This window comes from Collinsella sp. AF05-9, assembly GCF_003465595.1.
In the GTDB taxonomy this organism is placed as follows: Bacteria; Actinomycetota; Coriobacteriia; order Coriobacteriales; family Coriobacteriaceae; genus Collinsella.
Map to the genome: position 1 here is coordinate 142,761 of NZ_QSBB01000001.1, position 11,100 is coordinate 153,860.

The window sequence follows — 11,100 nt, forward strand, 5'->3', positions numbered from 1 at the left end:
ACCACAACATCTAGGCCTGTTCGGTGCCTGCGGCCTCCAGACCGATCAAACGGAACGGGTCCGCCACGCCGCCGATAGACTTTTGCAGCTCGCGTTGACGCTGCGAATCCTGCGCGGCCTGCACGGTCAGCGCGCGACGGGCCTCATCATCGAGCGAACGGTCCTGGCGCAGCTTGGCCTGTGCGGCACGCATGCGGCGCTTGATGGTGTAGAGCTCGAGCGTATCGAGCATGAACACGATGTTCGTCTCGGTGGGGTGCTTGCTCGTCGCGGAGATGCGCCCGGCACTCACAAGCGTTGCCGCCTCGGGACACACCGAGCGCGCCGCATCCATGCAGGCTGCAGGATCGGTTCTCGGCGGAGTTGCCAGAACGGCCCATGCGATGGACTCGTGACGTGGGTCAACCCACTCGATAGAGCAGATGCGGTCGGCATACGTGCGGAACAGGTCGGGGTAGCTCGTAAGCATCGTCAACAGCTCGCGCTCCCCTGCCAAGGACTTGCGCTCAAGATCAGTAAGAACCATCGGCGCCGCCGCAGCCGGAGCGCCCGAACCATCAGTCACAGGCACAGCACCCATACCATCAGGCACATCGATCGGCGGCAGGTCGTCGACGACCTCCACGGGCGCGGCACCGTAGGCATCGAGCGGGACGTAGTCATACGGCTCTTCTTCGACCGGCGCGGACACCGGCGGCGTCGCGCCCGATGCCCAAGCACCGCGAGATGCCCCCTGCGAACCAGACGTCCGACCGCCCGCGCTACCAGAGCGCTCGGCTTGCGCCCGCTGGCGTTCATAGTTCTGCTCACGACGTCGTTCCGCATCTTCGCGCTTGGCGACATCGCGAAACACGCGACCCGAACTCGCGCGAACCGTCTCCAGATCCAAACCCAGCAGATCGGCAATCTGAATAAAGTATGTGTCGATCATATAGCTATCGCGCAGCGGATAGATAAGCGTCAGCGCATCTTCCAGCGCCTTGGCACGACCGCCCGGCGTGGTGATGTCACTCGACTCCTGCAGCGAACGGTAGACAAAGTCCATGAGCGGCTCGGCAGCGTCGATGCGCGCCTGAAGCTCCTGTCCACCATGCGCTGTGATGAACTCCATGGGGTCGTTGCCGTCGGGCAGCACCACGCAGCGCAGGTCCATCGAATCCTGCTCGATAAATTGAATCGCGCGACGGGCGGCCTTCTGGCCCGCGGCATCGCCATCGAACATATACACGATACGCTTGGCAAAGCGGGTGAGCGTCTTGACGTGATGCTCCGTGAGCGCGGTGCCCAGCGTGGCGACAACGTTTTTGATCCCCGCCTCCCAGCAGGCGATGCAATCGGTATAGCCCTCCACCACGATGGCCGTATCCTGCGCGACGATAAACTCCTTGGCCCAGTTAAAGCCATAGAGGTTTCGCTTTTTATGGAACACGCTCGTCTCGGCGGTGTTGAGGTACTTGGGTTGGCCGTCACCCATGATGCGCCCGCCAAAGGCAATGTTGTGACCCTGCTCGTCAAAGATGGGAAACATCACGCGGTCGTAGAAGCGGTCGGCAAGCTGCCCGCGCCCGCGGCTCACGGCAACGTTGGCGTCGATCATCTCCTGCGGGGTAAAACCCGCCTGGGACAGGTGCGACACCAGCGCGTTGCGGCCCGGTGCAAAGCCCAGGCAGTAGCGGCGGCAGACGTCGCCACCCATACCACGGCTGGCAAAGTACTCGCGTGGACGGCCGTCCTTACCGCGCATAAGCATGGTGTGGTAGAACTGGGCGGTCTCGGCACACAGATCGTAGATGCGGGCACGCTTGGTACCGCGCTCGCGACGATCTCCGGTGTCATGCAGCTCAATACCCGCACGATCGGCCAAATAGCGGATTGACTCGGGAAAGCTCAGGTTCTCGCGCTTCATGATATAGGTGAAGACGTCGCCACCCTCGCCGCAGCCAAAGCAATGCCACACCTGTGTGGCAGGGATAATGTGGAAGGACGGCGTCTTTTCGCCATGAAAGGGGCAGCAACCCCAAAACTCATGGCCGCGGGGCTTGAGCTCAACCGTTTCCTGCACGATAGCAACTAGGTCGGACGCAGCGCGTACCTGGTCTTTTTCCTCATCGCTAATCACGGATGCCCACCCCCTGCTCACCCAAGTTGTGACGAATGTCCTCGATATTACCCTCGACGGTCGCAATCAACTCATCCAGCGAATCGAACACACGCGAGGGACGCAGCCAGCGCGTAAACGCCAGCGAAACGGAAGCGCCGTACAGGTCGCCCGTATAACCAATTAAGTTAGCCTCGAGATGCGATGAAGCGGCATCGTCGGCATACGTCGGCGGCAGGCCGACATTAACGGCAGCGGGCCACGCGATGTCATCGACGAGCACCAGACCCTCATACACACCATCGGCAGGCACCTGAATGCCGTCGGGAACCTGCAGGTTTGCCGTGGGAAAGCCCATGTCAGAACCCTCGTGACGGCCACGAATAACACCGCCACGCAGCATATACGGGCGGCCGAGCAACTCAGCAGCAAGCTCCACATGGCCCTGTCCCAGCTCATGACGAATGCGGGTGGCGCAAATGGCCTCACCGCCCTCGCAAAGCAGGTCGTGACCATACACGTCAACGCCGCGCCCGGAACCCCAAGAGCGCATCTCGGCAACACCAGAAGCACCGCCACGACCCAGCCTAAAGTCGCTGCCAACGCGAATCGAACGAATGTCGACCAGACGCGACACCAGCGAGAGAAAAGCAACATGGTCGAGTGCCGCAACCTCAGGCGTAAAGGGAACGGCCACCACCGCATCGACCCCGGTCTGAGCCAAGGCATGTAGACGGTCGGCCGTCGTCATCAATTTTTGAGCGGGCGAAGGACTCACCACAACGTCCGGATCGGGATCGAAAGTGACCACGACCGCCTTACAGCCATGGGCACGGGCGTCACGGACAAGCGCCGCAATGAGCTCCTGGTGTCCACGGTGCACGCCATCGAACACGCCGATGGCAATCGATGCGGCACCCAAGTGCTCGCACTCATCAAACGTATCGGCAGCAACGATGCGAGCCTCGTCCGACTCGCCCTCGAAAAAGATACGCGCGAGCTCGCGAGCGGACAACATCATCGAACACCGCCGATTGCCTGCGGAAACACGTGCTCCATGACAAAGCGGCCACCCTCGATGCGGGCGAGCGCCTTGAGTCCCCCATCGAGCACCAACGCAAAAGGCGACTTCAAGGTATCGAAATCGGCAAGCGCACGCTCAACGGGAATGCGTCGGCCGCAGAGCAGATCGTCGGCAAGATTGCCCGGCAAGTCAACACGCGAGGCGCCCAGGGCCGCAATGGGATCCAGGGCAAAGCCAGCCGCGGACTCGGGAGAAAGCTCCTCGACCGCATGACAAGCGCCAATGGAAACAACACCGGAGGCCGTGCGGCGCAGCGCGGAAATGTGCGCGGCGCTCTCGCAGGCGCGGCCCAAATCGCGAGCGAGCGCACGGATATAGGTACCCTTGCTCACTGAGAACGCCACGGTCCACACACACGTATCACCTTCGCCTCCCACGGCGATCAGGTCGGCGGCATAGACCTCGACGGGGCGCGGAGGTAGGTCCACCGCATTGCCCTCGCGAGCAGACTTGTAGGCGCGAACGCCATTGACCGAGATAGCCGAAAACGCCGGCGGCACCTGCATCTGCGGACCCAGCATAGCGGCCAAGCGCTCACGGGCATAGGCAGGATCGCGGAGCTCGTTGGCAACAGCCACCGTGCGGACCGCCTCGCCCTCCGCATCATCGGTATTGGTCTCGGCGCCAAACGAGATGTCGGCGACATAGCTTTTGGTATCGAGCGTGAGCATGCCCAGCAGACGGGTGGCCTGGCCCACACCCACCACCATGACACCCGATGCCATGGGGTCGAGCGTGCCGGCATGGCCGACGCGTCGCTCATGGAGGGCGCGCCGGCATTGCGAAACCACATCGTGGGACGTGCAGCCCACCGGCTTATCGACGGCGAGCAGCATATTCAGTTGAGAAGGCGTACGACGAGCCATGTACCATCCAAAAAGTTAAAGCTCGACGGTCACCGAAGCGGGATCCTCCCCTACCAGTTCGGCCAGCATGGGAAGTGCCACGGTGAGCGTCTCGAGAATCGTTCCGTTGTTGGAGAAACCGGCGGCAGCAGGATGTCCGCCTCCGCCAAAGGCAGCAGCGATCTCGGACACGTTGAGGTCACCCTTGGAGCGCAGGTTGCCGCGCACCTTGGTATCGCCCTCAATGCCCTTCAGGAACAGGCAGACCTCGACGCCCATCACCGAGCGCACCACGTCAACCAGACCGTCGCACTCATCCGAGGTGACACCGCACGCCTCAAGGTCACTCTGGTACGCGTAGCTATACGCGACGCGCCCGTGGGCCACCGTCTTAATGCGGCCCATAACGATGGACTTGAGGTGCAAAAACTCAACGCGCATGCTCTGGTAGACCTCGAGTGCCACACGCGCCGGATCGGCACCGTGGGCAACCAGACGCGAGGCTGCATGGAACGCGGCGGCGTCGGCGTTTTGGTACTGAAAACGGCCGGTATCGGTAACCAAGCCACACAGCAGGCAGGTTGCAACGCCATCACGTGCGACAATGCCGCAATTGTCCAAGAAGCGGTCGATGATCATGGCGCAGGCTGCAGCTTCGACGCACCTCAGGCTGAGCTCGGCAAACTCCTCGCGCGCCGGATGGTGATCGAAGCACACCACATGCTTGGAGCGACGAAGCACCTCGGCGGAATTATTGAGACGCTCGACGACCGGCACGTCCACCGAGATGAACAGGTCCGGATTGCCGGTATACGCAGATGCCGGTACCAGGCGATCGGAGCCTTCCATAAAGCGGTAGATGCGCGGAACCGGATCATCGTCTGCCAGCAGCAGCGCAATGTCCTTGTTGGGGAAAAACTTCATGAGCGAAAGGCCCAGACCCAACACGGAGCCCAAGGCATCGCCATCGGGAGAAGTATGTCCCGAAATCGCAATGGAGGACGCACCCTCGATGAGCTCGAGGATGCGTCGCTGAATATCTGCAGACTCGCACGAGGCGAGGTCGGCGGAATTAGTCATCTAAAGCTGCCTCCTGGGCGGCATCCGCTATCGGATAGCCGTCCTCGTCCTTTTCGATCGCAAGCGTGGCGGGAACGTTTTCCAGCGCACGCGTGATGCGCTCGGCCTCATCGGTCGAGCGATCGATGCGAAAATCGAGCTCGGGCATAACACGCCAATCGAGCGAGCGAGCCAACAGGCTGCGAATACGGCCCTTAGCGCTTGCGAGCGCCTCCATGACCTCGTCGTAGCGGCTCGCATCGCACGACACGAACACACGCGCGAACGAACGGTCCACCGCGACCTCGACCGCGGTCAAAGTAACCAGGTCGAGACGCGGATCGGAAACCTCAAAGAGCAGGATATAACCGAGCTTCTCGCGAAGCTGCTCGCCCAGACGGCGGGTTGCCTGCGTTTGCTTCATAGCGCTACCCCCTACTCGGTACGGGCAACCTGGTCGATGCGGTAACCCTCGATCTGGTCGCCGGGCTTGATGTCCTGGAAGTTCTCCAGGCCAATGCCGCCCTCGGAACCGCTCTTGAGGCTCTTGGCCTCGTCCTTGTAGTGACGCATCGAGGCGATCTTGCCGTTGAAGACCACGATGCCGTCGCGCACCAGACGCACGGAATCGGTCGCGGCGATCTCGCCCTCTTCGACGCGGACACCGGCGGCGATACCGACTTTAGGCACCTTGAAGGTGTCCAGGACGGTCGCGGTACCCGTGGAGACCTCGACCTCGGTGGGCTTGAGCATGCCGATACGGGCAGCGTCGAGCTCCTCGAGGCACTTGTAGATGACGTCGTAGCAACGGATCTCGACGCCCTCGCGCTCGGCGGCGGAACGCGCCTTACCGTCGGGGCGGACGCCAAAGCCGATGATGATGGCGTTGGAGGCGTCGGCCAGGACGACGTCGGTCTCGTTGATGGCACCAACGGCGGAGTGGATCGTGTTGATACGAACCTCGGACTGATCCATCTTGTCGAGCGAGTCCTGAAGGGCCTCGATGGAACCCTGGACGTCGGCCTTGATGATCAGGTTGAGCTCCTTGACCTCGGCGTCGGCAATGGTCTCGAAGAGGTTCTCGAGCGTGACGTGCTTGACGCGGCTCTGCTCCTCGATACGGGCCTTGAGCGAACGCTCGTCGGCAAGGGCACGAGCCTCGCGCTCGTCCTCGAACACGCGGAACTCGTCACCGGCGTTGGGCACGGACTGCAGGCCCAGGATCTCGACGGCGTCGGAGGGACCGGCCTCGGTGACGGCGCGGCCCTTGGGGTCGAGCATGGCGCGGACGCGGCCGTAGGTGAGGCCGGCGACCAGCGTATCGCCCACGTGTAGGGTACCGCGGGTCACGAGCACGGTAGCGACCGAGCCGCGGCCCTTGTCGAGCTTGGCCTCGAGGACGTTGCCGGAGGCAAAGGTGTCCGGGTTGGCCTTGAGCTCGAGCACATCTGCCTGGAGCAGCACGGTCTCCAGAAGGTCGTCGATACCGATCTTCTGCTTGGCCGAGATGTTGACGAACATGTTCTGTCCGCCCCACTCCTCGGGGATGACACCGTACTCGGTGAGCTCCTGGCGCACGCGGTCGGGGTTGGCACCCGGCTTATCGATCTTGTTGACGGCGACGACGATGGGTACGCCGGCGGCCTTGGCGTGGTTGATCGACTCGACGGTCTGGGGCATGACGCCGTCGTCGGCGGCCACGATCAGAATGACGATGTCGGTCACCTTGGCACCACGGGCACGCATGGCCGTAAAGGTGGCATGACCCGGGGTATCGATGAAGGTGATCTTGCGGTCGTTGATCATGACCTGCGAAGCGCCGATGGCCTGCGTAATGCCGCCCGCCTCGCCGGCAGCAACGCCGGTGTGACGGATGGCGTCGAGCAGCGACGTCTTGCCGTGGTCGACGTGGCCCATGACGGTGACGACCGGTGCGCGCGGCTTAAGGTCGGCGGGATCGTCGTAGAACGAGAAGGTATTCTCCTCCTCGGGGGTAATGATCTTGATCTGACGACCCAGGTCGTCGGCAACGAGCTCGACAAGGTCATCGGACATGGACTGCGTCATGGTGAGCGGCGTGCCCAGCAGGAACAGGCGCTTGATGATGTCGTTGGCCGGAACGTCGAGTGCCTCGGCGAGTTCCTGGACGGTAACGCCCTGGGAGACCTTGATGGCGTCGAGCTCCTCGGGGTTCACGCCCTGGGCCAGCGCCTCCTCTATCTTGCGCTCCTCCTGAGCCTTGGCAGCCTCGCGCTCGCGCTTCTCCTTGCGCTTCTTGCGGCGACCGGTGGACTCGCGAGAGGCCTCCTCGACGGCGGCACGAGCCTCCTCGAGTACCTTCTCGCGACTGTACTCCTCGGCCTCGCGAGCCATACGGCTGTAGTGGTCCTCTTCGTTGTTGTGACCGCCCTTGCGCTTCTTGCCCTTGCCCTGCTTGTCGGGGTTGGGGAAGTCCATGCCGGCAGCGACGTTGTTGCTGGCGTTGGTGCGATGGCTGTGCGGACGGCTCTCGGAGGCGTTGCGCTCGGAGTTGCTGTCGGAGGCGTTACGATCGTTACGACGACCTCCGCGGCGGTCGTTGTTGCCGCCACGACGGTTACCGCGCTCGGCGGCACGCTCGGCCTTGGCCTTGTCCTCGGCGTCCTTCTTCTCCTTGAGCACGGTCTCCTGTGCGGCGATCTGGTCGAGCAGCGAACGGAAGCGCGAACCGGAGTCGGAAGCGGGAACGGCGCGGCGCTGGGCCTCGCGAGCAGCCTCCTCCTTCTCGCGAGCAAGGCGCTCCTGCTCGGCCTTCTTCTTGGCCTCGGCCTCGGCGCGGGCAGCCTCCTCGGCAGCCTGGGCTGCGGCAAACTGGCGGCGCTCCTCCTCGCGGGCCTTCTCGGCGGCGATGCGCTCGCGCTCGGCCTCGGCAGCGCGAGCGGCCTCCTCGGCGGCAGCTGCCTGCTCCTCGGCCTGCTTGGCGGCCTCGACTTCCTGAGCGCGGGCCTCGATCACCGAGGCGAGCTGCTTGCGGACCATAGCGACATAGGCGTCCTCCAAGGTGGAGGAAGCGGACTTAGCGGGAATCTTCATTTCGGCGAGATGACCCATCAGTTCCTTGGAGGTCATGCCGAACTCTTTGGCCAGGGTGGACACACGGACTTTTGCCATATGACTTCACCTACCCTTTCTGGCACCTTGGGTGCCTAGAGACTGAACGAGCGTGGGGTATGCGCTGGGACCTGCCCGGCGCGACCGCGCGCTAGATCAGGTCCTCCGCATCATCGAAGGCGTCGGTGTCGTGGACACCGCAGAAACGGGAGCCGGGACGGGCCTGGTTGCGGCACTGGATGCCGTCCTCGGACACGTACTCGCAGCGACGGACGTCCTCGTCCTCCTCGTCACCGATCAGGTCGGCGGCGAGCTCCTCGTGAACGGGAACGTTCTTGAGGATGTCGGCGGCAAGCGTCTCGGACTTGATGTCAATGTGCCAGCCGGTCAGGCGCGCAGCGAGGCGGGCGTTCTGGCCCTCCTTGCCGATGGCGAGGGACAGCTGGTCATCGGGCACGATGACGCCGGCATAGGCCTTCTCCTCGTCGATGAGGACGCGGGTGACCTTAGCGGGCGACAGGGCGTTGGCGACGTAGACGGCAGGATCGGCATCCCACAGGATGACGTCGACGCGCTCGCCACGGAGCTCGCCCACGACGGCGCGAACACGACTGCCCTTGGGGCCGACGCAGGCACCCACGGGATCCAGACGGTCGTCAAGCGAGTGGACGGCGACCTTGGAGCGCTGGCCGGGCTCGCGGGCGATCGACTTGATCTGGACGGTGCCCTCATAGATCTCGGGCACCTCCTGCTCAAACAGACGACGCATGAGCTCGGGGTGGGTACGGGAGATGACAATCGGCGGACGGCTGTGCTCGCCACGAACCGGCTGCAGGTTGGAGTTGGGGTCGCGAACGTCGATGATCACGGCCTTGATGTGCTGGTTGTGCAGGTAGCGCTCGCCCATCGGACGCTCGTTGCGCTCGTTCTCGTAACGACGCTGATCAAAGTGCGGAAGCTCAGCCTCGACGCCCTCGCGAATCTTGACAATCGTGAAGTCGGGCGTGGACTGCAGCACGGTACCGCTGATGAGGTCACCGATGCGGCCGGAGAACTCCTCGTAGATCTGCTCGCGGGCGGAGTTGCGCACGATGGCGTTGATCTCGGCCTTGGCGTGCTGGGCAGCGATGCGGCTCGTGTTCTTGGGGGTGACGTCGATCTCCTCGAACTCGGTGAAGTTGCCCTCCTCGTCCATGGAATCGTCGATCGGCTCCAGGCGGTAGACGTAGATCTTGCCGGTGGTGCGGTCGATGGTCACCTTGGCGCCCCACTCAAGATGCAGGATCTCGGCATAGCTCTTGGCGAGCGACTGCTCCAGGCGGTCGATCAGGTAGAGCTGGTCGATGTGCTTCTCCTGGCAAAGCTCCATCAGGGCGGACATCATGTCGGATGCTGCCATCTTACTTTCCTTCCTTCGCGGGCTTGAAGTCGTAGGTGGGCTTCAACTTGCACTTTTTAACATCAGAGAAATCGAGGGTGACGGACTCGCCGTCCTCGAGCTCGAGGGTCACGTCGGTCTCGGTCGAAGCGGCAATCTTGCCGGCGTACTTGCGACGGCCCTCGGTGGCGGTGGAGGTGAGCTCACAGTTCTCGCCCACAAAGCGGGCAAAGTCGCACGGGCGGCGCAGCGGGCGCGCCATACCCGGGCTCGACACCTCGAGCGTATAGCTCGAAGAGATGGGGTCGAGCTCCTCAATCACATCGCCGACCCACTTGGTGTTGGCCGTGACGTCATTGAGCGACAGGCTCTGACCCTCGGCACCCTCGATACGCACGCGCACGCAGGGGGCCTTGGTGGCACCCACGAGCTCGACGTCGACGATGTCGACATCGTACTGGGGAGCGACGGCCTCGAGCGCGTCGATAATCGCCTGCTCGGTCTTGGTCTTGACCATTGCGGCACCTCCATCCATACAAAAAAGAAGCGGGGCCGAAACCCCACTTCTTTCAATTACAACTTCATTTGCAAGCAAACTATACCAATAGCTGCGGAAACGCGCAAGCACAGTACGAATCTGCAGGTCAGCGTGCGCACAGCTTCTCCACAAGAATAGGACAATTGGTCGAAGAACCCCAAGCGGCGCACCCTCAACAGCCCCAAAACGGGCCATGCGTCCCATTCCACAAGCCCGTTCGGACCCCAAGGGCATTCCTCCCCGAGCCCCTTTCGATCAGACTTACGCTAAGGGGCATTCTGCAACAAGCCAGCCAGCAAGTCGCACAACGACGAACCTTTCCAAATCCTCTACGGCAAGGAGGCACCCATGAATCGCCTAGGCACCCTCTGCATGACTGCGCTCGCCATCGCAACGTGCTCGTTGGCCCTCTTAGGCTGCGGCAACACGAATGGCAAAACCGGAACATGCGAACCGAACCCTGGCAGCACCAAAGCCATCGAGAAAACGACGCCATCGGAGAGCTTCGATAAAATTAACGAAGACATCGTCGATCCCCAGGGACTGGGTCCCGACCCCCAAGAACAGTTCCCCATCGACCTTGAGGCAGACGAGAACGTCCATGTTACCTGCGTGGGCAAGGACGCCGACGGCTATGGCGACGCCGCGCTCGTCTTTACGGTGACCAACAACACCGATGTCGATATGATGTTTGGTGATGTGGACTCCTATGCCTACGTCAACGGCGTGGTCCGCGATGTGCACATGCGCCAGCAGGTCGCAGCGGGCGAAGAAGCGACCGCGATGCTCGCCTTTGTAGGCACCTTCGACGACCCGGATTTTGATGTCAACAACGACCTCAACGACATCTACCTCAACATTTGGATGTTCGAAGAGGCAACGGGCAACGTTTACTTTAGGGACCTGGTGCACATCCCGTAGAAGACGGTGCGACGCACTGACTAAGCAGGGCATACAACACAAAACGAGGGACGACCCAACCGGACCGTCCCTCGTTTATTGCATGTC

General features: G+C 62.5%; 9 protein-coding genes. 1 reads left to right on the plus strand and 8 read right to left on the minus strand.

Annotated features, from left to right (window positions below):
* Nucleotides 1-10: 10 nt before the first annotated feature.
* The 8 genes from dnaG to rimP all read right to left on the minus strand — a co-directional run bounded on the left by dnaG (nt 11) and on the right by rimP (nt 10,071).
* Nucleotides 11-2,119, minus strand: a complete 2,109-nt coding sequence (gene dnaG, locus DWV43_RS00635; RefSeq protein WP_117816787.1) for a DNA primase — start codon at nt 2,117-2,119, stop codon at nt 11-13.
* Complete coding sequence (ribF, locus tag DWV43_RS00640; protein ID WP_233539169.1) at nt 2,112-3,119, minus strand: riboflavin biosynthesis protein RibF; 1,008 nt, start codon at nt 3,117-3,119, stop codon at nt 2,112-2,114. The genes dnaG and ribF overlap by 8 nt, the downstream gene beginning before the upstream one ends.
* Nucleotides 3,116-4,048 (minus strand): tRNA pseudouridine(55) synthase TruB, encoded by a 933-nt coding sequence (truB, locus tag DWV43_RS00645; protein ID WP_117816788.1) that lies wholly within the window; start codon nt 4,046-4,048, stop codon nt 3,116-3,118. Before truB ends, ribF begins: the two co-directional genes overlap by 4 nt.
* Nucleotides 4,049-4,063: 15 nt before the next feature.
* On the minus strand, nt 4,064-5,107 hold the full coding sequence (locus DWV43_RS00650) for a bifunctional oligoribonuclease/PAP phosphatase NrnA (protein ID WP_117816789.1): 1,044 nt from the start codon (nt 5,105-5,107) through the stop codon (nt 4,064-4,066).
* Complete coding sequence (gene rbfA / locus DWV43_RS00655; RefSeq protein ID WP_117816790.1) at nt 5,100-5,510, minus strand: 30S ribosome-binding factor RbfA; 411 nt, start codon at nt 5,508-5,510, stop codon at nt 5,100-5,102. Before rbfA ends, DWV43_RS00650 begins: the two co-directional genes overlap by 8 nt.
* A gap of 11 nt (nt 5,511-5,521) precedes the next feature.
* Entirely contained in the window at nt 5,522-8,236 is a 2,715-nt protein-coding gene (gene infB, locus DWV43_RS00660) for a translation initiation factor IF-2 (RefSeq protein ID WP_117816791.1), read from the minus strand.
* Between the two features lie 91 nt (nt 8,237-8,327).
* Nucleotides 8,328-9,575, minus strand: coding sequence for a transcription termination factor NusA (nusA, locus tag DWV43_RS00665; protein WP_117816792.1), 1,248 nt, complete (start codon nt 9,573-9,575; stop codon nt 8,328-8,330).
* A 1-nt stretch (nt 9,576) separates the two neighbouring features.
* Nucleotides 9,577-10,071 (minus strand): ribosome maturation factor RimP, encoded by a 495-nt coding sequence (gene rimP, locus DWV43_RS00670; RefSeq protein ID WP_117816793.1) that lies wholly within the window; start codon nt 10,069-10,071, stop codon nt 9,577-9,579.
* Nucleotides 10,072-10,440: 369 nt separating this feature from the next.
* On the opposite strand from rimP, the gene DWV43_RS00675 reads away from it, so the two are divergent.
* A complete protein-coding gene (locus DWV43_RS00675; protein ID WP_117816794.1) occupies nt 10,441-11,013 on the plus strand; it encodes a hypothetical protein in 573 nt (190 codons plus the stop codon).
* The last annotated feature ends 87 nt before the right edge of the window (nt 11,014-11,100 follow it).

What these genes read in the sequence shown, in the direction of transcription:
- DWV43_RS00675 (WP_117816794.1), top strand. Translation starts at nt 10,441, where the DNA reads ATGAATCGCCTAGGCACCCTCTGCATGACTGCGCTCGCCATCGCAACG.
- infB (WP_117816791.1), bottom strand. Translation starts at nt 8,236, where the DNA reads ATGGCAAAAGTCCGTGTGTCCACCCTGGCCAAAGAGTTCGGCATGACC.
- nusA (WP_117816792.1), bottom strand. Translation starts at nt 9,575, where the DNA reads ATGGCAGCATCCGACATGATGTCCGCCCTGATGGAGCTTTGCCAGGAG.
- DWV43_RS00650 (WP_117816789.1), bottom strand. Translation starts at nt 5,107, where the DNA reads ATGACTAATTCCGCCGACCTCGCCTCGTGCGAGTCTGCAGATATTCAG.
- truB (WP_117816788.1), bottom strand. Translation starts at nt 4,048, where the DNA reads ATGGCTCGTCGTACGCCTTCTCAACTGAATATGCTGCTCGCCGTCGAT.
- ribF (WP_233539169.1), bottom strand. Translation starts at nt 3,119, where the DNA reads ATGATGTTGTCCGCTCGCGAGCTCGCGCGTATCTTTTTCGAGGGCGAG.
- rbfA (WP_117816790.1), bottom strand. Translation starts at nt 5,510, where the DNA reads ATGAAGCAAACGCAGGCAACCCGCCGTCTGGGCGAGCAGCTTCGCGAG.
- rimP (WP_117816793.1), bottom strand. Translation starts at nt 10,071, where the DNA reads ATGGTCAAGACCAAGACCGAGCAGGCGATTATCGACGCGCTCGAGGCC.